The organism is Streptomyces sp. NPDC041108 (assembly GCF_055592645.1).
The window spans coordinates 75,964-100,905 of sequence record NZ_JBVIYK010000001.1 but is presented as its reverse complement, the minus strand read 5'-3'; the positions used below and the strand labels follow the sequence as shown (position 1 = coordinate 100,905).

17 protein-coding genes are annotated in these 24,942 nt (G+C 71.4%); 4 read left to right on the top strand and 13 right to left on the bottom strand.

Going from position 1 to position 24,942, the window contains the following annotated elements; all coding sequences use genetic code 11:
• Nucleotides 1-28 precede the first annotated feature (28 nt).
• The 3 genes from ACZ6BB_RS00380 to ACZ6BB_RS00370 all read right to left on the bottom strand — a co-directional run bounded on the left by ACZ6BB_RS00380 (nucleotide 29) and on the right by ACZ6BB_RS00370 (nucleotide 4,495).
• A complete protein-coding gene (locus ACZ6BB_RS00380) occupies nucleotides 29-1,621 on the bottom strand; it encodes a solute symporter family protein (RefSeq protein ID WP_471613108.1) in 1,593 nt (530 codons plus the stop codon).
• The gene (locus ACZ6BB_RS00375; protein ID WP_471613107.1) at nucleotides 1,618-2,157 is read right to left on the bottom strand and encodes a DUF485 domain-containing protein; all 540 of its coding nucleotides are present in this window, start codon (nucleotides 2,155-2,157) and stop codon (nucleotides 1,618-1,620) included. Before ACZ6BB_RS00375 ends, ACZ6BB_RS00380 begins: the two co-directional genes overlap by 4 nt.
• A 217-nt stretch (nucleotides 2,158-2,374) precedes the next feature.
• Complete coding sequence (locus tag ACZ6BB_RS00370; protein WP_471613106.1) at nucleotides 2,375-4,495, bottom strand: DNA gyrase/topoisomerase IV subunit B; 2,121 nt, start codon at nucleotides 4,493-4,495, stop codon at nucleotides 2,375-2,377.
• Nucleotides 4,496-4,964: 469 nt separating this feature from the next.
• Here ACZ6BB_RS00370 and ACZ6BB_RS00365 point away from each other — a divergent pair, with 469 nt between their 5' ends.
• Nucleotides 4,965-5,195, top strand: a complete 231-nt coding sequence (locus ACZ6BB_RS00365) for a DUF7455 domain-containing protein (RefSeq protein ID WP_013000244.1) — start codon at nucleotides 4,965-4,967, stop codon at nucleotides 5,193-5,195.
• A 126-nt stretch (nucleotides 5,196-5,321) separates the two neighbouring features.
• Here ACZ6BB_RS00365 and ACZ6BB_RS00360 read toward each other — a convergent pair whose 3' ends face one another.
• The 7 genes from ACZ6BB_RS00360 to ACZ6BB_RS00330 all read right to left on the bottom strand — a co-directional run bounded on the left by ACZ6BB_RS00360 (nucleotide 5,322) and on the right by ACZ6BB_RS00330 (nucleotide 17,284).
• Entirely contained in the window at nucleotides 5,322-6,137 is an 816-nt protein-coding gene (locus ACZ6BB_RS00360) for a serine protease (RefSeq protein ID WP_471613105.1), read from the bottom strand.
• 145 nt (nucleotides 6,138-6,282) lie between these two features.
• Nucleotides 6,283-7,827 carry an RNA polymerase sigma factor gene (locus tag ACZ6BB_RS00355; RefSeq protein ID WP_471613104.1) on the bottom strand — a complete coding sequence of 515 codons (1,545 nt, stop codon included), beginning with the start codon at nucleotides 7,825-7,827 and terminating at the stop codon, nucleotides 6,283-6,285.
• An 842-nt stretch (nucleotides 7,828-8,669) separates the two neighbouring features.
• The gene (locus ACZ6BB_RS00350; RefSeq protein WP_471613103.1) at nucleotides 8,670-9,557 is read right to left on the bottom strand and encodes a FadR/GntR family transcriptional regulator; all 888 of its coding nucleotides are present in this window, start codon (nucleotides 9,555-9,557) and stop codon (nucleotides 8,670-8,672) included.
• Between the two features lie 185 nt (nucleotides 9,558-9,742).
• Complete coding sequence (locus ACZ6BB_RS00345; protein ID WP_471613102.1) at nucleotides 9,743-11,857, bottom strand: ABC transporter ATP-binding protein; 2,115 nt, start codon at nucleotides 11,855-11,857, stop codon at nucleotides 9,743-9,745.
• Between the two features lie 195 nt (nucleotides 11,858-12,052).
• Nucleotides 12,053-12,811 (bottom strand): NUDIX hydrolase, encoded by a 759-nt coding sequence (locus ACZ6BB_RS00340; protein WP_471613101.1) that lies wholly within the window; start codon nucleotides 12,809-12,811, stop codon nucleotides 12,053-12,055.
• A gap of 151 nt (nucleotides 12,812-12,962) precedes the next feature.
• On the bottom strand, nucleotides 12,963-15,194 hold the full coding sequence (locus tag ACZ6BB_RS00335; protein ID WP_471613100.1) for a glycogen debranching N-terminal domain-containing protein: 2,232 nt from the start codon (nucleotides 15,192-15,194) through the stop codon (nucleotides 12,963-12,965).
• A gap of 545 nt (nucleotides 15,195-15,739) precedes the next feature.
• A complete protein-coding gene (locus ACZ6BB_RS00330) occupies nucleotides 15,740-17,284 on the bottom strand; it encodes a DUF4192 domain-containing protein (RefSeq protein ID WP_471613099.1) in 1,545 nt (514 codons plus the stop codon).
• Nucleotides 17,285-17,417: 133 nt separating this feature from the next.
• On the opposite strand from ACZ6BB_RS00330, the gene ACZ6BB_RS00325 reads away from it, so the two are divergent.
• Nucleotides 17,418-19,598: a RecQ family ATP-dependent DNA helicase gene (locus ACZ6BB_RS00325; protein ID WP_471613098.1), complete on the top strand. Its 2,181-nt coding sequence runs from the start codon at nucleotides 17,418-17,420 to the stop codon at nucleotides 19,596-19,598.
• A gap of 256 nt (nucleotides 19,599-19,854) precedes the next feature.
• The gene (locus ACZ6BB_RS00320) at nucleotides 19,855-20,481 is read left to right on the top strand and encodes a hypothetical protein (protein WP_471613097.1); all 627 of its coding nucleotides are present in this window, start codon (nucleotides 19,855-19,857) and stop codon (nucleotides 20,479-20,481) included.
• 457 nt (nucleotides 20,482-20,938) lie between these two features.
• On the opposite strand, the gene ACZ6BB_RS00315 is transcribed toward ACZ6BB_RS00320, so the two are convergent.
• From ACZ6BB_RS00315 to ACZ6BB_RS00305, 3 genes are all read right to left on the bottom strand, one after another.
• On the bottom strand, nucleotides 20,939-21,544 hold the full coding sequence (locus ACZ6BB_RS00315) for a hypothetical protein (RefSeq protein ID WP_471613096.1): 606 nt from the start codon (nucleotides 21,542-21,544) through the stop codon (nucleotides 20,939-20,941).
• A 68-nt stretch (nucleotides 21,545-21,612) separates the two neighbouring features.
• Nucleotides 21,613-22,314: a ribonuclease HII gene (locus tag ACZ6BB_RS00310; RefSeq protein WP_275455752.1), complete on the bottom strand. Its 702-nt coding sequence runs from the start codon at nucleotides 22,312-22,314 to the stop codon at nucleotides 21,613-21,615.
• Between the two features lie 82 nt (nucleotides 22,315-22,396).
• Nucleotides 22,397-23,020 (bottom strand): TetR/AcrR family transcriptional regulator, encoded by a 624-nt coding sequence (locus ACZ6BB_RS00305; RefSeq protein WP_471613095.1) that lies wholly within the window; start codon nucleotides 23,018-23,020, stop codon nucleotides 22,397-22,399.
• A 171-nt stretch (nucleotides 23,021-23,191) separates the two neighbouring features.
• On the opposite strand from ACZ6BB_RS00305, the gene ACZ6BB_RS00300 reads away from it, so the two are divergent.
• Nucleotides 23,192-24,742, top strand: a complete 1,551-nt coding sequence (locus ACZ6BB_RS00300; protein ID WP_471613094.1) for an MFS transporter — start codon at nucleotides 23,192-23,194, stop codon at nucleotides 24,740-24,742.
• The last annotated feature ends 200 nt before the right edge of the window (nucleotides 24,743-24,942 follow it).

Sequence of the window (24,942 nt, the reverse complement as noted above, 5' to 3'; positions counted from 1 at the left end):
GCCAACCGCCGGACGACGTGCCCACCGCTCACACCGCCCCGGCGCCCGTCAGCGAACGCACCTCCGTCTCCGCGTGCTTGGCCTCGTCCGGCGGCTCGGCCGACATGACCGTGCCGAGCCAGCCCGCGAGGAAGCCCAGCGGGATGGAGACGAGGCCGGGGTTCTGCAGGGGGAAGACCTGGAAGTCGAGGCCGGGGAACAGCGAGTCCGCGCTGCCCGACACGACGGGCGACAGCAGCACGAGGACCAGGGAGGGGACCAGTCCGCCGTACACGGACCACACCGCGCCGCGTGTGGTGAAGCCGCGCCAGAACAGCGAGTAGAGCAGCACGGGCAGGTTGGCGGAGGCGGCGACCGCGAAGGCGAGGCCCACGAGGAAGGCCACATTGAGATCCTTGGCGAGCAGCCCGAGTCCGATGGCGACGATGCCGATACCGACGGCGGCCGTCCGTGCCACGGCGACCTCGCTGCGCGGCTTCGAGCGTCTGCGCCGCAGCGAGGCGTACAGGTCGTGGGCGACGGACGCCGACGACGCGAGGGTGATGCCGGCGACGACCGCGAGGATCGTGGCGAAGGCGATGGCGGCGACGATCGCGAACAGAACCGTTCCACCGGTGGAGTCCGTGCCACCGCCCAGATCGAGGGCCAGCAACGGCACCGCCGTGTTGCCGGCCGCGTTGGAACTTCGCACGGCCTCCGGGCCGACCACGGCTGCCGCGCCGAAGCCGAGCACGATCGTCATCAGATAGAAGCCGCCGATGAGGCCGATCGACCAGACCACCGAGCGGCGCGCGGCCCGTGCGGTGGGCACCGTGTAGAAGCGCGACAGGATGTGCGGCAGGCCGGCCGTGCCCAGCACCAGCGCGAGTCCGAGGCTGATGAAGTCGAAGCGCGCGACCCAGTCACCGCCGTACTTCAGTCCGGGCGCGAGGAACGCGTCGCCATGTCCGCTGCGGTCGGCGGCCGTGCGCAGCAACTGGTCGAAGTCGCCGTGGAACCGCACCATGACGAGCACGGTCAGCGCGACCGCCCCGCCCATGAGCAGGACCGCCTTCACGATCTGGATCCAGGTGGTGGCCCGCATCCCTCCCAGCGACACGTACACGACCATCAGCGCGCCGACCCCGATGACCGTCCATGCCTGCGCCGCCTCGCTCTCTCCCCCCAGCAACAGCGCGACGAGGGTGCCCGCTCCCACCATCTGTGCCACCAGATACAGAACGGACACGGTCACCGAGGAGGTTCCCGCGGCGATCCGCACCGGCCGCTCGCTCATCCGTGCCGCGACCACGTCGGCGAGCGTGAACCGCCCGCAGTTGCGCACCAGTTCGGCCACCAGGAACAGCACCACGAGCCAGGCGACCAGGAAGCCCACCGAGTAGAGCAGCCCGTCGTACCCGAAGAGCGCGATGAGCCCCGAGATACCGAGGAAGGACGCGGCGGACATGTAGTCGCCCGCGATGGCAAAACCATTCTCCATGGGCGAGAACAACCGCCCCCCGGCGTAGAACTCCTCCGCCGAGCCGTGCCGATGACGGCTGACCCACGTGGTGATGCCCAACGTGACCGCCACGAACAGGCTGAACAGCAGCAGCGCCAGCATCTGATGGTCGACGGTCATCGCACGTCCCCTCGGAGGCCACGCGTCAACTCCTGGGTGTCCCAGCGCAGATCGAGCGCCGCCCGGTCCCGGCGCAGCCTCGCGTGCCGCGCGTACGCCCAGGTGAACAGGAACGTCGTGAGGAACTGTCCGAGCCCCGCCAGCATCGCCACGTTCACCGAGCCCGCCACCGGCCGGGACATCAGGCCCGGGGCCGTGGTCGCCGTCACCACGTACGCCACGTACCAGCTGAAGAAGAGGGCGACGCCCGGGACCACGAACCTGCGGTATCGGCTGCGCACCTCCTGGAAGGCGGCGCTCCGCTGGACCTCGAGGTAGACCTCCGCCGCACCCCCGGCCCGGCTCTCGGGCGCCTCGGCCACGGCCGGGGCAGGCCCGCCCGTGCCGTCCAGCTCCCCCCAGCCGGAGGCCAGCGCGTCGTACCAGGGATCGTCGAACCGCACGTCCTCGTCGGCGAGGCCGTGCCCCTCGTGCTGCTCAACCGGGCTCTCAGAACCACCCTCGCGTCGGCGGGGACGGCCGGTGCTTGACTGCATGCCCAAGCATGGACAGAGCGGAAAGACCCCCGGCGCGCCTCTGCGCGATTCTTCACCCCATCAGGTGAAACACCGGCCAGCCTCCCCCACCCGGGACGGGCTTCCCCACCCGTGGCATCCGGGAGGGACGAAGCACCTCCGGAGCACCCGGCCCACGAGCGGCGCAGGGCGCCCGGGACCGGCCCGGACGCCCCTCCGCCGAAGCCCGGCGTGGCGGCTACGCGTCGATGCGCGACCGGTCCAACGTGGCCGCCGAGCTGGAGATGAACTCCTTGCGCGGGGCGACGTCGTTGCCCATCAGCAGGTCGAACACCTGCTCCGCGGCCTCCAGGTCCGACAGGTTGATCCGCCGCAGCGTCCGGTGACGCGGATCCATCGTCGTCTCCGCCAGCTGGTCCGCGTCCATCTCGCCGAGGCCCTTGTAGCGCTGGATGGAGTCCTTGTACCGGACGCCCTTGCTCTGGAACTCCAGCAGCCGGTCGCGCAGCTCACGGTCCGAGTACGTGTAGACGTACTTGTCCTGCCCCTTCTTCGGCTGGACCAGCTCGATCCGGTGCAGCGGCGGCACGGCCGCGAAGACCCGTCCCGCCTCGACCATCGGCCGCATGTACCGCTGGAAGAGGGTCAGCAGCAGGCACCGGATGTGCGAGCCGTCCACATCGGCGTCGGTCATCATGATGATCTTGCCATAGCGCGCCGCGTCGATATCGAACGTACGTCCGGACCCTGCCCCTATGACCTGGATGATCGCGCCGCACTCGGCGTTCTTAAGCATGTCGGTCACGGACGACTTCTGGACGTTGAGGATCTTGCCGCGGATCGGCAGCAGCGCCTGGAACTCGGAGTTCCGCGCGAGCTTGGCCGTACCGAGCGCCGAGTCGCCCTCGACGATGAACAGCTCGCTGCGCTCCACGTCGTCGCTGCGGCAGTCGGCGAGCTTGGCGGGCAGCGACGACGACTCCAGCGCCGTCTTCCGCCGCTGCGCGTCCTTGTGCTGACGTGCGGCGATCCGCGTCCGCGCGGCGGCGACCGCCTTCTCCATGACGACCCGCGCCTGAGCGGCGGCGTCGCGCTTGGCGGAGGTCAGGAACGCCTTGAGTTCCTTGGCGATCACCTGCGCGACGATACGGCGGGCCGCGGAGGTGCCGAGGACCTCCTTGGTCTGACCCTCGAACTGAGGTTCGGCGAGACGCACGGTGACGACGGCCGTGAGACCTTCGAGGGCGTCGTCCTTGACGATGTCGTCCTCGGCGACGCGCAGCAGCTTCTTGGCGCGCAGCACCTCGTTCATGGTGGAGGCCACGGCCTGCTCGAAGCCCGCGACATGGGTGCCGCCCTTGGGGGTGGCGATGATGTTCACGAACGACTTGAGGGTCGTGTCGTAGCCGGTGCCCCAGCGCATGGCGACGTCGACGCCCAGTTCTCGGGTGACCTGGGTGGGGGTCATCTGACCGTGTTCGTCGAGGACCGGCACGGTCTCCTTGAAGGTGCCCTGTCCGGAGAAACGGAGGACATCGCAGACAGGCTTGTCGGACGCCAGGTACTCGCAGAACTCGCTGATGCCGCCGTCGAAGCGGAACGACTCCTCGCCCTTGCTGCCGCCCTCACCGAGGCCGAATTCGTCCCGGACGACGATCGTCAGCCCGGGAACGAGGAAGGCGGTCTGCCGGGCGCGCTGGTGGAGGTGCTCCAGCGAGAGCTTGGCGTCCTTGAGGAAGATCTGGCGGTCGGCCCAGTAGCGCACGCGCGTGCCGGTGCGCGTCTTGGGGATCCGCTTGCCCTTGCGCAGGCCGCCGGTCTCGAACTTGGCGTCCGGCCCGTTGCCCGCGAAACCGCCGGGCACGCCGCGCCGGAAGCTGATGGCGTGGGTGCTGCCGTTGCGGTCCACCTCGACGTCCAGGCGTGCGGAGAGCGCGTTCACCACGGAGGCGCCCACACCGTGCAGACCGCCGGAGGCGGCGTACGAGCCGCCGCCGAACTTGCCGCCGGCGTGCAGCTTGGTCATCACGACCTCGACACCGGACAGGCCGGTCTTGGGCTCGACGTCGACCGGGATGCCCCGGCCGTTGTCCCGCACCTCGACCGAGGCGTCGTCGTGGAGGATCACCTCGATGTGGTCGCAGTAGCCCCCGAGGGCCTCGTCCACGGAGTTGTCGATGATCTCCCACAGGCAGTGCATCAGGCCTCGACTGTCGGTCGAGCCGATGTACATGCCCGGGCGCTTCCGCACGGCCTCGAGCCCCTCGAGGACGAGCAGGTGCCGCGCGGTGTAGTTGGAACCGTCCCGGTCTGCTCCGGTCAGCAGCGCTGTGGACGGCACGGACGTATCGGCGGTCACGCGGTTCGCTCCTCGCTGAATTTCAGGTGAGGCCCATTTGGGTAAGGGGCCGGGCTCTGTTGCCGGTTCGAGGGTACCGAGCCCTGGTAGAGCCGCTGTAACGCCACCCTCGTGGCGAAACTCAGAGTAGTCCAGACTCGTATACACGTTCGATCCCTCGATGGGGTGAAGTACATATCACGTTCCCTTCGGGGCATGAACCATTTAGGCTCCGGGCACGTCCTCTTGAACAACCGGCAACCCAGCCGGGAGGACCGTACAACCGATAGAACGACCACCAGAACCACCGACAGACAGCGCGAAGCCCGTACGACACGAAGACACGCACTACGGCTCATTCGCCGCCAACCGGCAGCAGACAGCCGGCCCGGAAAGATTTTTTCGAGTTAAAGCCGCGAGCGGGAACGTTTTCGGCCTGGTTGGATGTTGACCCTGGTACGACAGCTCGTCGAGCTAGAGAAGAGGCGACGTGACTACTGTTCTGACCCCCGCGACCCCGCTGACGGCCGCTGACCGATGCGACCGCTGCGGCGCCCAGGCCTACCTGCGCGTCGTCCTGCTGAGCGGTGGAGAGCTGCTGTTCTGCGCCCACCACGGTCGCAAGTTCGAGCCGGAGCTCAAGAAGATCGCCGCGGAGATACAGGACGAGACGGAGCGACTCACGGCCGCTCCCGCGACCGCAGAAGAGGACGAGCGCTGACGCTTCGCACCTGACGACGAGCCGCCACCGGCTCGAGGCCGGTGACCGGGCGGTCACTCCCGTACCCACGGGGTGGCCGCCCGCTCTCGTTCCGTACCTGCCCGCCGCAGGGCCGTGAGCCGCGCCTCAGCGGCTTCCCGTGAGCACCCGGGCGATGTACGAGCCCCTGGTGTAGACGCCCGGGCTCTCGGCGAGCCCACAGCCGCTCCCCCAGGACACGAGGCCGATCAGCTTCCCCTGGGCGACCAGCGGCCCTCCGCTGTCCCCCTGGCAGGCGTCCCGGCCGCCGTCCGGCTCCCCGGCGCACACCATGGAGCCGGACAGGTATCGCCCGTCCGCACTGCCCGGGTAGGCCCTCTCACAGACCTCGTCGGCCAGCACCTGCACCGGCGCGGCCCGCAGGCTCCGGCCGTAGTCCCCGGCACCGGTGGTGTCCCCCCAGCCGTAGACCGCGGCCGGCGTGCCGGGCCCGTACGCGGGGTCACCGGCCTCCGCCAGCCCGATGACCGAGGTCTCGGGCAGCGGTGAGGCGAGCGTCACCACCGCGAAGTCCCCGGCGTTCGTATAGGGGTCGTACGCCGGATCGACCCAGGCGCCGCTCACCGCGATCTCCTGGCCCTCGGCGGACTGCAGTTCGGCGCGACCCGCGATGACCTTCAGGTCGCCGACACTCTCCGGAGGGCCTCCCAGCACGCTCTCGCTGAGGCAGTGGGCGGCCGTCAGGACGGTCGAGCGGCCGATCACGACACCGCCGCAGAACTGCCCTGCCCGCGTACCTCCGAACCGGTCACGGCTGGCCAGTGCCACCGTCCAGGGCGCCTGGGAGATCTCGACCGGATGGCCACCGATGACGACCTCGGCCGTCGCCGACGGCGGAGACGCCAGCGGTATGACGGCCGCGGTGGCCGCGACGGCCAGCAGTCGGGCGAACGATCGAGGCATGCGCGCTCCTCACTCCGGGACAGGGATGGCACACCCAGAGTGATCCACGGGATCGGCTTCCGCAGCCGCACACACGCCGTAGGCCCGGCTCCTTCGAGGGAACCGGGCCTACGGGGGCGACGGGTCGGCGGGTGCCGTGCCGTCTCTAGTCGAGGTAGTCGCGCAGCACCTGCGAGCGGGACGGGTGCCGCAGCTTCGACATCGTCTTGGACTCGATCTGGCGGATGCGCTCGCGCGTGACGCCGTACACCTTGCCGATCTCGTCGAGGGTCTTCGGCTGACCGTCGGTGAGACCGAACCGCATGGAGACGACGCCCGCCTCACGCTCGGAGAGCGTGTCGAGGACGGAGTGCAGCTGCTCCTGCAGGAGCGTGAAGCTGACCGCGTCGGCCGGGACGACGGCCTCGGAGTCCTCGATGAGGTCGCCGAACTCGCTGTCGCCGTCCTCGCCCAGCGGGGTGTGCAGGGAGATGGGCTCGCGGCCGTACTTCTGGACCTCGATGACCTTCTCGGGGGTCATGTCGAGTTCCTTGGCCAGCTCCTCCGGGGTGGGCTCGCGGCCCAGGTCCTGGAGCATCTGGCGCTGGACGCGCGCGAGCTTGTTGATGACCTCGACCATGTGCACCGGGATACGGATGGTGCGGGCCTGGTCGGCCATGGCGCGGGTGATCGCCTGACGGATCCACCAGGTGGCGTACGTGGAGAACTTGTAGCCCTTGGTGTAGTCGAACTTCTCGACCGCGCGGATCAGACCGAGGTTGCCTTCCTGGATGAGGTCCAGGAAGAGCATGCCGCGGCCGGTGTAGCGCTTGGCCAGGGAGACCACCAGACGGAGGTTGGCCTCCAGGAGGTGGTTCTTGGCGCGGCGGCCGTCCTCGGCGATGATCTCCAGCTCGCGCTTGAGCTTGGGGGCGAGCTTGTCGGCGTTGGCCAGCTTGTCCTCGGCGAACAGACCGGCCTCGATGCGCTTGGCGAGCTCGACCTCCTGCTCGGCGTTGAGCAGGGGGACCTTGCCGATCTGCTTGAGGTAGTCCTTGACCGGGTCGGCGGTGGCACCGGCGGCGGCGACCTGCTGGGCGGGCGCGTCGTCCTCGTCCTCGTCGGACAGCACGAAGCCGGCGTTCTCGGTGCCCTCGGGCTCGTCCCCGGGCTTGCCGCCGGGTGCCTCCTCGAGGACCTCTTCCTCGGCGAGCTCGGCGTCGTCCTTCTTGGCGGTGGTCTTCTTCGCCGCCGTCTTCTTGGCGGCGACGGTCTTCTTGGCGGGGGCCGCCTTCTTGGCGACCGCCTTCTTGGCGGCGGCCTTCTTGGCGGGTGCGACGTCCTCGCCGGCAGGGTCGGCCGCGGGCTCCGCGGGCGCGGCTGTGGCAGTGGCCTTCTTGGTGGTCACCGTCTTCGCCGCGACCGTCTTGGTGGCGGTGCGCTTGGCCGGACTCTTCGCTGCGACGCTCTTTCGGGTGCGCTTGGGCTCCGCGGCACTGACCATCAGCGTCACACCCTCTTCCTCGAGGATCTGGTTGAGGCTGCGCAGTACGTTCTTCCACTGAGTGGCCGGAATCTGGTCAGCTTCGAAGGCCCGACGCACATCGTCGCCGGCGATCTGCCCCTCAGCCTTTCCCCGCTCAATGAGCGCCATGACAGAGACGGACTCGGCGATCTCCGGCGGGAGCGTACGGGATGTGCTGGCCGACACGAACAACCTCTCGGAACGTTGGAAAACGGCTTCCGGCCCCGTCCACTGCGGACCGGAGCCGACCACCGGCTTGGGAGTGGGCCGACGGTGCGGGCGGGGGCCGGGGAGATGCACAGCGCCATGAACGGCGTCCGTATTCCCTCCGCGACTGTCGCCTCTTAGGTCATCGCGTTGTTCCCACGAGCGTTACGCCCAATCTGCGTGGCCCGAGTCACACCCCGTAAGCGCGCAAAAGCGGTCAGACACTGCCAGAGGCGATCGATCGAGGCCACAACCGGTTCTGTTAGGACTGGTACCCGAACGATTCCCGAACGAACTCCCTAGTCCGGATCACCGTCCCCGCCACGATGCGGCGGCCCGTCCGGGGCAGCCGCCGGGCGCCGCCGGGCGGGTCCGTCGCCTCGGTGAGCTCGTCGCTTCTCCGGCTCGCCGGTGCCGGCGCCTCACCCGGCCCTGCGCTCTCGCCGGGCCCGGCACACCCGCCGATCCCGCCGTTCCGGTTGGCCCGGCGGTTCCGGTCGGCCCGGCCGTTCCGGTTGACCCCCGCCACTCTCGTCGATCCCCTGGCCCCTGTCGACCCCGTTGGGGTGACCGGTCCGGCGATTCACACGGCGGCCGGTCCGGCGCTTCGTCGGGGGATCCGTCGGGGGCTTCGCGCAGCCTGGTCGGGACAGCCCCGTGCCGCGCGAGCCTTGAATCGTCCTGCGTCCGTCGCGCCGCCGGGCCCCGCCGAATCCCTGGGAGGATTCGCTGGGGCCCGGCGGCACGGGTCCGCCGGGCGAGTGACGCCGTCGGGGGGTCGGCCCCGCGGCCGCGCCGGCCTCGTTCCGCTCGCGGCGCCCTCAGTGCTCGCGCGGTGCCGGCACCACACGCTCCACCTCGGGGTGGACGGTGAGCAGCTGCCGCATGGCCGCCTCGGCGGCCCCTCCGTCGCCCGCCGCGAGGGCGTCGACGATCCGGGCGTGATGCGTGAGCGCCGACTCGGTCGGTCGGTCACATCCGGTGACCGGGCCGCCGGAGACCTGGAGGGCCGAGGAGACGATCCCGGAGAGGTGCTCCAGCATCCGGTTGCCCGCGAGCTGGATGAGCAGCGAGTGGAACTCGGCGTCCGCGCGCGAGAAGGTCAGCGGGTCGCCCTGGGCCATGGCGTGGCCCATGAGCTCGACCATGTCGGCGAGGCGCTGCTGCACGTCGTCGCGCCCGTGGCCGGCGGCGAGGCGGGCGGCCAGCGGTTCGATCGTCCACCTCAGCTCGTTGAGCTCGCGCCGCTGGTTGTCGCGCTGCGGACCGAAGGCCCGCCATTCGATGATGTCGGGGTCGAGCAGGTTCCAGTCGCTGACCGGCCGGACGCGCGTGCCGACGTTCGGGCGTGCGCTGACCAGGCCCTTGGCCTCCAGGACACGCAGGGATTCACGGACGACGGTGCGGGAGACCTCGAAGCGCTGGCCGATCTCCTCGGGCACGAGGGGGCGGTCCGCGCCCAGGTCGCCGGAGACGATCATCTGGCCGAGCTGCTGGACGAGTTGGCCGTGCAGTCCGCGTCCGCGGCTCCCGGCGGCGCGGCGGCCCACGCGGCCCAGCTCAGGGTCCGCGCCGTCCCAGGCGGGGAGGCCCACGCGGTCGACGCTCGCGGGCTCGGCGTACGGGTAGCGGTCGAGTTCGCCCGGTCCTGCGAGGCCGGAGTCGGCGGAGCGGGCGGCGGTCATCATGGTGTGCGCAAGGGTACTCACGCATCCTTTGTCGGCTGCGTTTCCAACTCCCTTGAGGTCTTTGGTGAAAAGCACACGAAAGGGTGATCGCTCACCCCGTCGCAATTGACGCCTTATCGGAAAGAAATGGGCGTTCTACGAGGAGTTGTGCGCATTGCGCCAACGGAAGGGCACGGACAGTGAGCACGAAAGGATGAGGACGATCATCACCTGACCCGGCTGCGGAGGTTGGTGAACACGTAGGCCCCCAGCAGCGCCGTCAGTGACAACAGCAGCGCCCCGCCCACGGGTTGGGAGGCCGCCCGGGCCACGGCCTCCAGGTACCGCTCCCCCCCGAACGGCCACTGCACCAGGAGAAGTTCACGCAGCCGCACCGGAAACCCGACCGCGCTCCGCACGGTCGCCCCCTCCAGCGCCCTCTGCACCAGGGGTACGACGACGAGGGGCACGGCGACCACGGCCGCGAGCCCGGCGGACGTGGACCGGAAGACGCCCGCCGCGAGCACCCCGGCCCAGGCGCACCCCACGACGAGGCCGAACCAGCTCGCGCCGAGCGGGAACCAGCCGGCGGGAACCGAGACGAGTTCCGGTCCATAGACGAGGTAGAGCACTTCGAGGTCACAGCCCACGGTGAGGACGGCCAGCAGCAGTGCGGTGGCCGCCGCGACGAAAAGTTTCGCGAGGAGCAGCCCCAGCCGACGAGGGACGGTGCCGCGGTCCGCGGCAAGAGCGGGGTGGCGGAACTCGTCGCCGAAGGCGATGGCCCCGAGCAGCCCCGCCCCGATGGCTGCGGGCGGCAGCGGCAGCTCCCGCGGCCACGCCGCCAGCAGCCGTGGCTGCGGGGTGTGCCCGATCCCGGCCAGGAGCACCGCCACGAGGGCGGAGGTGACGAGTACGGCCGCGGTGGTGATGTATGCGGTGCCGACCCCGCCCGCCCGCCGCAGCTCGTAGCGCAGGGGCCGCAGCGGGCTCGGCGCCGGACGCACGGTGATGGGTGGCGGCAGCGGCGGCAACGGTCCGGCGGCGGACGCGTCGCGTGGTCCTTGGTCCGGGCGGAACCCGAGGTGGTCGTGAGGTCCGGGATCACGATGTGGACCGAAATGATCACTCGATTCGGGATCCGTGTGCGGTGCGGAGGGCGTAGCGGATCCAAGGTCGACGAGAGGCGCCGGGTTGACCTCCGACGCCCCGTCACCGCAGGCCCACGGCTCGACCGGGGTCGCCCGAGGAGCGTCGGCAGGCGCGGCGGAGGCGCCGCCGACCTCGGGTGCGCAGAGTTCGTCGGCGGGCCCCTGGCACCCCCCTGCCGACCCTTGGGCCTCCCGGCCAGGGCCTCGCGTGGTCTCGGTCGTCCCCACGCTTTCACCGACGACCGACGAAGGCGTGGACGACGCGGATGATGCGGATGATGCGGATGACAACGCCAACGGCGACGGCGACGGCGTGGGCCCCATGTCCCCGAGCTCGTCGGCGAGTTGATGGACGAGGATGCCGTGCCGGAAAACGGTCTCGCCGATCTCGGCACATGTACTGCCGTACACCGACAGCCGGTTGCCGCCCTCCCGCACGACCTCCACGGAACGTCGCGCGGTCCGGGCCTCCTTCGTGAGAAGCACTTCGAGCCGGGCGGCGTACGGGGTGCGAACGGCAACCCTGGGACGGAGCCGGGTGCGGGAGAAGTCCGCGACCTCCTGGTCGGCGACGAGCCTGCCCCGTTCGAGGGTGAGTACCCGATCGGCGGTTCGCGCCGCCTCCTTCGGATCACCGGTGGTGAACAGGACCGTGCCGCCCTGGTCGGCGTGCGCCCGCATGATCCCGTGCAGCCATCGGCCCTCGCGGACCGCCAGCCCGTCGGCGGGGCCGTCCAGCACGAGCGTGTGCGGGTCGGTCAGCAGGGCGCAGGCCAGGCCGAGCCGACGGTCCATGCCTCGCGAGAGCGTGTTCAGCCGTGCCTCGCGGAGGCTGACCAGCCCCACGACCTCCAGGACTTCGTCGGCACGCCGTCCGGGCAGCCCCGCGGCCGCGCACAGCATGCGCAGATGGCCCCGGACCGTGCGGGCGGGGTGGCCGGGCACGTCGCCGAGGAGGACGCCCACTTCGCGTGTGGGGTGGGCGATGCGGTGGAGGGGGCGGCCTCTGAAGTAGGCCACCCCACGGCCGTGTTGCAGTTCGAGGACGAGTCTCAGCACCGTCGACTTGCCCGCACCGGGAGCCCCGAGGAGTGCGGTGACACGGCCGGAGTGCGCCTCGAAGGACACATCGTCGACGGCGGGCGGGGACTCCTTGCGGGGATTGCTGGTCAATCCGATGGCCTGGATCACCCTAGGCAAGATAGCGCGATATGTCCGTTTTTCCGGGTATCTTGCGACGTGCTTCGCGGACGGCCTCGCAGGCACCGGGCGAGCCACGCACGGTTCACGAGCCCCGAACTCGGCCCTCCCTCCCGTCGGACCCCTCGACGGCCGCCCACGGGCGAGTCCGCCGCACCCGGCGGCGGACGCTCACTCTCCGCCGGGTCAGACCTCGGGGCGCAGCATCGGCGGGTTGAGAAGGGTGGCACCGCCGGCGCGGAAGAGCTGGGCGGGGCGGCCCCCCTGACGCGTGGTGGTACCGCCGGTGGGCACCAGGAATCCCGGCGTTCCCGTCACCTTGCGATGGAAGTTGCGCGGGTCCAGCGCCACACCCCACACCGCCTCGTACACACGCCGCAACTCGCCGACCGTGAACTCCGGCGGGCAGAAGGCGGTGGCCAGCGACGAGTACTCGATCTTGGAGCGGGCACGCTCGACGCCGTCCGCGAGGATCTGCGCGTGGTCGAACGCCAACGGCGCCACCGGCTCACTGTCGCGCCCGAAGCCGCCCTGCTCCAGCAACTCCTCCACGGGCGCCCAGCGTGCGCTGTTGGCGTCCCCTCCCGGCCGGGGCGCGGGCAGGTCGGGGGCGAGGGCGAGATGGGCGACGCTGACGACCCTCATCCGGGGGTCGCGCTTCGGGTCACCGTAGGTCGCCAACTGCTCCAGGTGCGCGCCGTTGTCCTGAGCGGGCTCGGACGGTTCATGGGCGGTCAGGCCCGTCTCCTCGGCCAGCTCCCGGGCAGCGGCCTGCGACAGGTCCTCGTCCGGCCGCACGAAGCCACCGGGCAACGCCCATCGCCCCTGGAAAGGCTGTTCGCCCCGCCGTACCGTCAGTGCGCAGAGCGCGTGGCGACGGACGGTCAGCACGACCAGGTCCACGGTGACGGCGAAGGGCGGATAGTCCGACGGGTCGTAGGGCATGCCGCGATCATAGTCGTCTGCCTGACGATAAACACTCCCTTCGCGGTCGCTTCCCCACTTGATCCACTTCGGTCCGCCACCTTTCCCGCAGGCCACCCTCAGGGCTCGGAGAGCCGACCCCGCCCGTGGTCCCGTCCCGTGTCGCGCGAGGTCACACTCCCAGCTGCAGTCCGTCGGCCGCCTCCTCCACCATCGCGAGCCCCAGCCTGCTGACGCGTACGGCGAAGGGGGCGCCCGCGACGCGCAGGCCCGTCATACCGATCTCGCCCAGCGGCGCACTGCGCACCGGCCGCAGGGTCACCGTCCGGGCGGGGGCGTCGGGGCGGACCCCGACCAGGGTGGTGAGCAGCAGCACCCCGGCGGCAGCCGCCGTCGCGGCCGGTCTGCAGGCGGCCGGGTGCGGCAGCGGGGCGCCACCGGCGGTCCGCTGCTCCCCCGCGTACATCTCCGGCAGTCGATGGCCGAAGCTCTCCGACGCCGCCAGCACACCCCTCAGCAGGGCGCTCGCTTCCTTCTCGTATCCGGCGGCCGCCAGCCCCGCGACCGCGACCGCCGTCTCCCGGACACGCACGGCACCGCCGCGATGACCGAAGGGGTTGTACGCAGCCTCTTTCGCACCCAGGCTCCGCAGCCCCCACCCCGAGTCCATCGCAGGCCCTGCGAGCAGTCGGGCGAGCTGCTCGGTCCGCACCTTGTCGAGGAGTCCCGGGGCCTGCTCTCCCCCGCCGAGCAGCCCGGTGTCGAGAAGATGGGCGGCGCCGGCACCCAGGTGCGGCACAGGACGCCCGTCCGGGGTGCGGGCGGCCGCGGGTCTGCCGCCGCCCCGGTCCTCCACCCAGAAGTCCGCCCCGAACCGGTTCCGCAGCTCTCCGGCCCAGTCCCGCAGCTCGGTGCCGACCGGCCGGCCGTACGCGTCGAGAAGGTCGGCGCCCAGCAGCGCGGCCCGGTGGGCCTGGGCCTGGGTCTCGCAGCGCAACGGTCCACCGGGGTAGGGATCGGGCAGATAGACACCGCTGCCGACCGCGTCCAGCAGCCAGCGCAGGCAGCGCTCGGCGGCGGGCAGCAATGCTTCCGTCTCCTGCTCGGGGAGTCCCCATCTCCGGGCCTCCGCAAGAAGTACGGGGAAGAGCAGGGTCGCCTCGGTACCCGTGCATCCCGGTGGCAGATGCGGGCCCGCGTCCCGCCGGGGTCCCGGGATCATGCCGGACCGGGCGTCCCTTCCCGCGAGTTGGGTGCGGGCCAGGGTGCGCAGGGTGCCTGCAGCGAGGCGCGTGCCGAGCGGCAGCGTCATCCGGGCCGCGACGAGCGCGTCGGCCGGAGACAGTCCGCAGCGCCAGGGCGCGCCCGCCGCGAGATGGGTGTCGGCCGGGTTTCTCGGGTCGCGCAGCAGCAGCGCCTCCAGATCCTCCAGACAGGTGCGCAGCAGCGACTGCGCCACCGGGTCGTCTCCCGCGACACGGGCCTGGGCGAGTGGGCTGGTGGCGCCTCGCCCCACCGGTCTGATGGGTCCTGTGCCGTCAGGTCGCACGCGCAGTTCCACGCTCCGGCTGCCGCCGGGCGGCAGGTGCAGCTCCCAGCGCAGCAGTCCCGCGGAGGCCAGGGCGTCGGCGGGCGGAGGGTGGGCGGACACCGTGGAGTGTCCTTGCGCGCAGGACCAGCGGAGGCCGGAGCCGTGGACGGTCGCGGGCAGTTCCGGGCCGGCGCCGCCGGCGGCGACGGCCCCCAGCTCCGCGAGATCCGTGCCCAGGGACACCTCTACGGGCAGGCACAGCGGCCGAAGGACCGTGTTGTGCAGGGTGATCCGCTCGGTGCCGTCCGCGTACCGGATGCGCTCGACCATGACGTCCGGATCCGGTCCGGCATCCGCGGACAGACGCAGCGTCGCCACGAACCGGGCTCGGTCGGCGGTCACCATCCGGGCCTGCACTGCGAGCGGTTCGCGTCCGGCCACCCGCACCTGGCAGCGGGAGAGCATGCGCCGCCCCGCGCGGTAGAAACCCTCCAGCCCGCTGCCGTTCAGCTGGCCCTGGTCCGTCGAGATCGCGAGACCCGGCAGGGCGACACAGATCAGCGTGGTGTGGGCCGGGGGCAGTTCCCTGGGACCGCGTGAGCCAGGGGCCGAAGCCCTCGCCCTACCTGGACGCGCGGGTCCCGAAGGGTCCTCGGTGCCGGGCGCGGAGGACCCGGGCCCGCCCGGGCTTCCTGGCCGTGAGCCCGCGGCGCGAGCCGCTGGGCCGTGGGCCGCCAGGGCGCGAGCGGCCGGGATGCGGACGTCCGGACGGGGAGCGTCGATGCCGTCCCCACGGGTGCGGGGCGAGGGCTGGACGGGCGTGCGAAAGGTCGGGACGTCGTCTGGGGCGTCGGGCAGCGAGGGGAGGGGCATGGGGCGGCTTCTTCTGTCTTCGGCGCGCTCGGGGTGCGCTCGGCACCAGGTGGGGAGCCGGAGAGGGACGGGGTGACGGAGCGACGGGACCAGGCCATGGGTACCGCCACACAGGTGAACGGAGCGGCTGCGCTCCGGGTCACGCCCGCGTCCGGGGAAGCCTTCCGAACCAGCACCTCGTTCCGCCGTGCCCACGGGGGCCGGGAAGCAACGAGCGCCGGACCGGGGCGGCCTCGGGGCGGCGCGCAGCCGTGGGGCGACACGAGGGCGGCACGCGGGCCCTGGGCACGCCGCCGCGTCCCTGCGGGACAGAGGGCGCGTACGGCGCTGGGACGGTGGCCCGGTGTGGCCCCGCGGCCGGAACGGCACAGCCCTGCGGATTGCGACACGGAACAGTGCGACCACGTGCCGCGGGAGCGAGGGCGAGGCACTCGCGCCGGCTCCACGGGCTCGGCCCGCACGATCCCGGTAGGCGAGCGTCACGCTCAGGCACGTCCAGATCCAGCACGGCACAGGGGTGGGAAGCCTCGACCGGATCCGCGCGCTCACGACTCGCTCTCCTTGGACTGACCTCCGGAGCCGCGACGTACCCGTGCCCGACCGCTCGGCCCGTTCGCCGTACGCCCCGGCTTCCGGCCGACCGCCGGGCTGCCGTCGGCGGAGCGCACGCGGCGGGCGGAGGGCGCGGCACCGGGCGATCGCCGGACGGCACGGTCCTCGATGCCTCCTTCCGCCCGGGGCCTGCGTCGCCGGCGGGCGCCGGTGACGACGCAGGGCCGGTCCGAGGCCGGGAGCGTGTCGGGCGACGGGGCGGGGGAGCTCGTCGGGCTGCCGGTGCCCGCGCCCTCGGTGGCAGCCGCGAGGTCGCGTCCCCGGCGTTCCGCGCGCAGACAGCGGCGAATGGACTCGGGGTCGAGCCCTTCGTTGCATGCCTGGTGGAGGAGGCGGGCGAAGAGGTAGTCGGGGTCGGCGGCCAAGGCCATGGCCAGGGCTTCACGGGCCTCCAGTTCGTCTCCGGAGGACCAGGCGACCCAGCCGACGAGCGTGAGCGGGGCGGCGGCGTGCTCGCCGTAGGGGCCGACGCAGCGGCGGGCGAGGGCGCGCCAGAGACGGAGCGCAGGACCCGCTTCCTCGCCTTCCATCCATTCGGCGGCTCGATCGCGGGTGGCCCGGTCCTGGAGTCCGAGGATCATGGTGGCCGCGTCGTCGTGCCCGACGAGTTCGTCGTCGCGGAGGTCCGCGTCCAGCGTGGCGGTGCCGGGTGGGACGTCCGCCATGCGCCCGATGAGGCGCCGTGCCACCGCGAGGGTCTCCTCGGCCACTTCCGTCCGGCCGTCCACGTCCAGGATCCTGGGGATGAGGGCGGACTGCGCGGCGTCGAGAGCGGCTTCCTGCTGGAGCGCGGCGGCGGTCTCCCACGGCAGGAGCCTGGCCCGCAGTTCCCTCAGCGAGCCGCGGACCTGAAGGCCGGCGTAGGTCGCGGCGGCAGCCAGGACCGAGGTGCCCGGGAGTCCCATCGGCTCCCCGCCGGCCGCGCAGCATCCGTTGCCGGGGCAGCAGTAGGACCAGAAACGGCCGTCGGAGATGCACAGGGCCTCGACCACCGGCACATCCATGCTGCCGCAGGCCCTGCGCAGCAGCTGGGCGAGTGGCCGCAGGCGTTCCATGACGTCACGTGGTGACTCACCGCTCGCCGGGTCCTGGCAGAGGAAGGCGACCATGCTCTCCGGTTTGGCTCCCCGGCGCTCGCTACCGGTGACCAGGCCATGGGCCAGCTGTTGGGCGACGGACGGCCAGTCGTCCGTCTGCGCCGGGATGCCCAGCCGTGCCCGGCCGCCGAACCGGCCACGGGTGTCCCGGTCGTGCAGTGCGACGAGGACGATGCTGTCCTCGGGGCGGTAGCCCAGCAGGTAGGGCAGGGCATCGGCTAGTTCGGCGGGTGTGCGGAGCGTCACCTGCGGTTCCCCGCAGCCTTCGGCGGCCGCGCCGTGTCCCGGGCGGACGGAGGACTCGCGGCTCCCACCGCATCCGTTCTGCCCGCTGATGTCACTGTTGCCGGAGGTCCCGGCTGCTTCGCTGTGATTCGTCATGCGGCGACCATCTCGCGGATCTTGAAATTCCGCTTCGCCCTGTGGATAAGTCCGAACATGATCACGTCAGAAGCTGTCCACAGTTCGACCCGCTCGTTCGCGCGATGTCCGAGGCATCGGGTTGCATGGGGCCATGAGCGACGAAGACCGGCCCACGACGGACCGCCAAGATCTGCGCACGACCGCCGATACCGTGCTCGCCCGTCTCGTCGGCGCCCCGGCCGGCGCCGCGAGACTGCGCGAGGACCAGTGGCACGCCATCGAGGCACTGGTCGCGGACAAGCGCAGAGCCCTGGTGGTGCAGCGCACGGGCTGGGGCAAGTCCGCGGTGTACTTCGTCGCGACCGCGCTGCTGCGCGAGCGGGGCGCGGGCCCCACCGTCATCGTCTCGCCGCTCCTCGCGCTGATGCGCAACCAGGTGGAGGCGGCCGCCCGCGCCGGAATCAAGGCACGGACCATCAACTCCTCGAACACGGAGGAGTGGGACACGGTCCGACAGGAGGTCACCGCGGGCACGGTCGACGTGCTCCTGGTCAGCCCCGAGCGGCTCAACAACCCGGACTTCCGTGACCAGGTCCTGCCCGAGCTGGCGGCCGCGACCGGACTCCTCGTGGTGGACGAGGCACACTGCATCTCGGACTGGGGCCACGACTTCCGCCCCGACTACCGCCGACTGCGCACCATGCTGGCCGACCTCCCGCCCGGCGTCCCGGTGCTCGCCACCACCGCCACGGCCAACGCGCGCGTGACCGCCGATGTGGCCGAGCAGCTGGGCACCGGCGGCGGCACCGACGCGCTGGTGCTGCGAGGGCCGCTGGACCGCGAGAGCCTGAGCCTCGCGGTGCTCGAACTGCCCGACGCCGCCCATCGCATGGCCTGGCTCGCCGACCATCTGGACGAGTTGCCGGGCTCCGGGATCATCTACACACTCACCGTGGCCGCGGCCGAGGAAGTCACCGCCTTCCTCCGCCAGTGCGGGCACACGGTGGCGTCGTACACGGGCAAGACGGAGAACGCGGACCGGCAACAGGCCGAGGAGGACCTGCTCGCCAACAGGGTCAAGGCCCTGGTCGCCACCTCCGCGCTGGGCATGGGCTTCGACAAACCCGACCTGGGCTTCGTGGTCCACCTGGGCTCGCCGTCCTCCCCCATCGCGTACTACCAGCAGGTGGGCCGCGCCGGCCGTGGCGTGGAGCACGCGGAGGTGCTGCTGCTGCCCGGCAAGGAGGACCAGGCGATCTGGGAGTACTTCGCCTCGGTCGCCTTTCCTCCGGAGGAGCAGGTGCGCCGCACCCTGGACGTCCTCGCGCACGCGGAGCGACCGCTCTCCCTCCCCGCCCTCGAACCCCTGGTGGAACTGCGCCGCTCCCGTCTGGAGACCATGCTGAAGGTCCTCGACGTGGACGGCGCGGTCCGACGCGTCCAGGGTGGCTGGATCTCCACCGGCGCCCCCTGGGTGTACGACACCGAGCGCTATGCCTGGGTAGCCAAGCAGCGCGCCGCCGAGCAGCAGGCCATGCGTGACTACGTGGCGACACAGGATTGCCGCATGGAGTTCCTGCGGCGGCAGTTGGACGACGAGGAAGCCGCCGCGTGCGGGCGGTGCGACACCTGCACGAAGCCCAGATTCGCGGACTCCGTCTCCCCGGCGGCTCTGGACGCGGCGCGCGGCGAGCTGGGGCGCGCGGGCGTCGAGGTCGAGCCCCGCAAGATGTGGCCGACGGGGCTGCCTGCCGTGGGGGTCAATCTGAAGGGGCGCATTCCGGCCGGTGAGCAGGCCGCTCCTGGACGGGCCCTGGGGCGGCTGTCGGACATCGGTTGGGGCAACCGCCTGCGGCCGCTGCTCGCTCCCCAGTCCCCGGACGGGCCGGTTCCGGACGATGTGGCGAAGGCTGTGGTCGCCGTGCTGGCCGACTGGGCGAAAGGTCCCGGCGGTTGGGCCTCCGGGCAGGCCGACGCGCCGCCCCGTCCGGTCGGTGTCGTGACCATGGCCTCCCGTTCTCGGCCACAGTTGATCGGCTCCCTGGGCGCCCGGATCGCCGAGATCGGCCGTCTGCCATTGCTGGGGTCGGTGGCGTACACCGGCGCGGTCTCCCAGGTCACCCGTAGCAACAGCGCACAACGGCTCAAGGCGCTCGACGGGGCGCTGACCGTACCGCCCGAGCTGGCCTCCGCCCTTCAGGAGGCGGGCGGGCCGGTGCTCCTGGTCGACGACGCCATGGAGACCGGCTGGACACTCGCGGTCGCCGCGCGCGTGCTCCGGCGCGCGGGCGCACAGGGGGTGTTGCCCCTCGTTCTGGCCGTCCGGGCGTGACCGACGGGTCTCCCGGCGGGGGGTCGTGCTGCCCGGGCGTTGCGGTCGAGTCCTCTGTGCAGGGATATAAGCTGTGAATCACCACAAAACTGCCAGTGGCCCCAATTGCTCGTTGCCGCAACCAAGTTCGCCAGGAAGAATTGGAGTCCGCTCCCCGCACGGCCTCACCGTGAATCGGCAGGGCTTCTGCTGCGGCGTGCGCTCCCCCAAGTCCGACCCTCGCCCTCAGAGTGGGCGCGTAGCCGAAGGGAGGATCGTGACCTTCGGATTCGCTCCGTCCTCGGCGGCCTCCGTGTCGACGTCTGCCGACCTGTCCGCCGCTTCCGCCAACCGGATGCTCGAGCCCGCGGAATGGGCCGCCGCCGGGATTCCGCTGTTGCGCAATCCCCGGGAGGTCGTCAATGGGCTGCACGCACGGCATCAGCCCCGGCCCGCGACGGCGGTCATCGCCGTCCTGGATCCGGACGAGCGGTTGCGGGCGAGTGCCTCGTTCATCCGGCGTCCGGCACCGGCCGACGGCTGGATGTTCCGCAACGCGCTCCTCGCCCAGCTGAGACGGGTGATTCCGCACGACCTGCGTCGACGGACCCCGGTCCGGACGGCCGTGCTGCTCTACTGCCGTGACGGTGACGCGCGTTGGACGGAGGAGGACGGGGCGTGGATGTGGGGCCTGCGGGACGCCTGCACGCTGCACGGGCTGCGCTGCGGCTCGTACATCACGCTGACACGTGACGGCTGGCAGGTTCTCGGTGAGGGCCGGGGCGGTCGCCGTCCCCACGCGGACTCGCCGGCCGAGCCTTTCGCCACGGCCGTGGCGCCGCCGCCCATACCGCGCACCGGCGGCGTCGCCTCGGAGGTGCTCCGCCGCGCCGCGGCACGGTGAGCCGCTGAGGGTTCCGCCGCCGGTGTGACGGGGGTGGGCCGACCGGTACCCAGGCCCGAGCCTGGGGCGGTGCGGCAACGACCCCGACCTCGATCATCGCCCGCGCACCCTCACCCCCCGTGCCGTCCACCCCACCCCGGGCCGGACGGCACCGCGCGCCGGTCAGCCCAGGCCGGCCGGCCCCGGACCCGGACGGCGCCACCGCTGCGCACCGTGTCCACCGCTGCCCACCGTGCGGCACCACGTGGCACTCGCGCGGCACCACACCGCACCGACGCCCCTACCCTCTGCCCGACGGGACCCCGCGAGGCGTCCCCGGACATGCCGAAACACCCCGCAGGCGCGCCGAAGCGCCCCGTCGCGGGGTGTGACCGTCGTGGCACCCGAACCGTGGTCCGGGCGCGAAACGGCTCCCCGGTGACCCCTGAGGGCCGACCGGGGCGGGTTCCGCAGTCGCTCAGACTCCGGCGCCCAGGACCGAGTTGATCATCTGCGGGTCGCCGCACACGATCAACAGGGCCCGGGCCCGGCCGAGGGCCTTGGGCAGCGCGTGCGCGGCGACGGCATCGGTCCCGCCGTTGACGGCGACCACGACCACGGGACGCGACGCGGCCCGCTCGGTGGCCGAGGCATCGGCGTAGAAGACGTCGTCGCCCGCGTCGTGCTGCGCCCAGTAGGCGGCCTCGCCGAAGGAGAGTTCGTGGGCGGCCCACGGGTGCGGCTCGCCGGTGGTGATCACCAGCACGTCGCCGGGGGCACGGCCCGACTCCAACAGCAGGTCGACGGCTTCCTCGGCGGCGTCCAGCGCCCCCTCGGCCGAGGCCGGGATCAGCTGGATCTGCGGGGTGGCGGCGGGAGCGGACGGCCCGGGCCTGGGCGCGGCATGCGCCGCACGCTGGGCCGGCACCGGCCGGGCAGGACCCGGACGACCGGGACGCGGCGGAGCCGCGGGACGGGGACCGGGTACGGGACGGGGGGTCGGTGCGACCCGGCCGCTGGCCGGAGTGGCACGCGGGCCCTGGGCACTCTCGTGAATCTGAGGCTCCTCGGGAAGGAGAGGCATGAGCTGATTTTTATCAAACGCCGATGCGATTCGCGTCGGCGGGTGGCACATGAGTACGAACGGATCCGTCAGAAATCGAAGCCGAGCTGGCCCTCGATCTCCGGAACGTTTCCGTCCGCCCAGTTGCGGGCCTTCTTGAGGTGCCGCCACTGGGGCAGCGCATCAAGATACGCCCACGACAACCGGTGGTACGGGGTGGGCCCCCGCTCCGCCAGCGCGGCCTTGTGGACAGGCGACGGATACCCTGCGTTGGCCGCGAAACCGAAGTCTGCATGGTCGACACCCAGTTCGGCCATCATTTTGTCGCGCTGAACCTTGGCGATCACCGAGGCAGCCGCCACGGCGACGCAGGACTGGTCACCCTTGATCACCGTGCGGACCCGCCAGGGCGAGCCCAGGTAGTCGTGCTTGCCGTCGAGGATGACCGCGTCGGGCCGTACGGGAAGGGCCTCCAGGGCCCGCACTGCCGCCAGCCGCAGAGCCGCCGTCATGCCCAGGTCGTCGATCTCCTCCGGAGAGGCGTGACCGAGGGCGTGCGACGTCACCCACTTCAGCAGTTCCTCGGAGAGCGACTCGCGCCGCTTGATCGTCAGGAGCTTGGAGTCGGTGAGGCCCTCGGGCGGTCGGCGCAGTCCGGTGACCGCCGCGCAGACGGTGACGGGGCCGGCCCACGCTCCGCGCCCCACCTCGTCGACACCGGCAACGATCTTCGCTCCGGTCGTGGCGCGCAGAGAGCGCTCGACGGTGTGGGTAGGTGGTTCGTACGGCATGGCGCCCTTAGCCTACGCCGCCCGCGCCCCTCCCCGACACCCAGGTTTCCCGGGGCCGCCTCAGCCCTGCCGGCGACCCGGCTCAAGCGCCCCGTCGCCGCAGCAGCGGCACCATCAACTGGTCGATCAGCTCCTCGATGTCCCGCTCGCTCCATTCGCTCCCGCACATCTTCGAGCGATACATCATCATGGCGGGAATCGCGTCGAAGACGTAGCTGTTCGCTGCGTCGGAACGCACTTCACCTCGCCGGATTCCCCGCTCGACGACCTCCCTCAACAGCCTGACCGTCGGCTCCACGACGCCTCCGATGATGACGCCATGGAAGCGCTCGGCCTGGATGGTGTCGCATTCGTGAATCACCGAACGCAAGGCGAACCCGGGCCGGGAGAACATGGCCGCGCGCGCCTGACGGCACAGCTCCAGCAGGTCCTCGCGCACGCTCCCGAGGTCCGGCGACTGCTCGAAGCGGGGCAGCCCGGCCTGGAGCGCGTCGGCCACGAGGTCCTCCTTGGAGGGCCAGCGCCGGTAGACCGCCGCCTTGCCCGTCTGGGCACCCGCGGCAACCCCCTCCATGGTGAGGCCGCTCCAGCCGACGGTGCTGAGCTGTTCGAGCGCGGCATCGAGGATCGCGCGCTCCAGTACGGCGCCGCGCCGACGCGGGGAGGCCGTCTGAGCGGGAGCGGCCGTCCAGCGCGAAGTGACCATCTGTGTTTCTCCGTTGAGCCGAGGGGGTGGGGTGCGATGAGCGGAAACAGTGGGGCGGCGCATTCCACGACGGCGGCTTCAATGAACGCTTGCGTTCACTAAGGGGGACTCACTACCGTGGACGCGTCAGTGAACGCAAGCGTTCACTAAGGCACTTGTGGGGGACCCATAGTGACAACCTCTCCGTTGATTCAGGATCAGAAGCCGGGAGCCGCCCGCCGGGAGGGGCGTCCCGGCATCGCGCTCACCGTCATCGCGGCCTGCCAACTCATGGTGGTACTCGACGCGACGATTGTGAACATCGCACTCCCGCACATTCAAGAAGCGCTCAAGTTCAGCACCACCGACCTGACATGGGTGGTCAGCGCCTACACACTGACCTTCGGTGGTCTGCTGCTCCTCGGCGGCCGGGCCGGTGACATCCTCGGCCGTCGCCGTGTGTTCATGACCGGAATCCTCGTCTTCACGCTCGCCTCACTGCTCGGCGGACTCGCCCAGGAGCCCTGGCAGCTGCTGGCGGCACGCGCCCTCCAGGGCGTCGGCGGGGCGATCGCGTCACCGACCTCGCTGGCGCTCATCACCACGACGTTCCCCGAAGGCCCCGAGCGGAACCGGGCGTTCGGCGTCTTCGCCGCGGTCTCCGCAGGCGGCGGGGCCATCGGTCTGCTCGCGGGCGGCATGCTCACCGAGTGGCTCGACTGGCGATGGGTGCTGTTCGTCAACGTGCCCATCGGCGTGCTGATCGCCGTCCTCGCCCCGATGTACATCAGCGAGTCCGAGCGGCACCCGGGACGGTTCGACATCGCGGGCGCGCTCACCTCGACGGCCGGTATGGCCTCGCTGGTCTACGGGTTCATCCGCGCGGCGGAGGAAGGCTGGCGCGACAGCCTGTCCATCGGGTCCTTCACGGCGGCCGCGGTCCTGCTGCTGGTGTTCGGCCTCATCGAGCGGCGGGCCAAGGAACCGATCACCCCGCTGAAGATGTTCACCGACCGCAATCGCTCGGGCACCTACGTGATCATGCTGAGCCTCGCGGCCGCGATGTTCGGGATGTTCTTCTTCATCGTGCTGTTCGTGCAGAACGTACTGCGGTACACGCCGATCGAGGCCGGCCTGGCCTTCCTCCCGGTGACCGTCGCGATCGTCACGGGCGCCGGACTGTCCCAGCGGTTCCTCCCCGTGCTCGGACCCAAGCCGTTCATGATGGCCGGTTCGACGATGGTCGTTCTCGGCCTGGGCTGGCAGACCTTGATCAGTCCCGACAGCTCGTACCTCGGCGGGGTGCTCGGCCCGATGGTCGTGTTCGGCTTCGGCATGGGCCTGAACTTCGTGACGCTCACCCTGACCGCGGTCTCCGGGGTCGCCCCGCACGAGGCGGGTGCCGCCTCCGGCCTGCTCAACGTCACCCAGCAGGTGGGCGGCTCACTCGGCCTCTCCATCCTCACCACGGTCTTCGGTACGGCCAGCCGCGACGAGGCGGAGAAGCAGGTGCAGCTCTTCATGGCGCAGGCCACCGCCGAGCAGAAGGCCGAGTTCGCCAGGACCCAGCAGCTCCCCGCGCCCTGGAGTCACGAAGTGCTCGCGCAGGGCATCTCGACGGCGTTCGTCCCGGCTGTCGCGATGGCCGTACTGGCCCTGGTCACCGCCACCTTCGTGATCAGGGTCCGCAAGAGCGACCTGGAGGCTCTCTCCGGCACGGCCGGCCCCGCCGCCGGAGGCTGACCGGGCGGTGCACGATCGGCCATCGGTCCGCCGGACCACACTCCGGCAGACCGATGGCAGGCAGCCCGGCCCGGCCGGGCGCGAGCGCACCGAAGGGCGCGAGTGCACCGAAGGGCGCGAGTGCACCGAAGGGCGCGAGTGCACCGAAGGGCGCGAGTGCACCGAAGGGCGCGAGTGCACCGAAGGGCGCGAGTGCACCA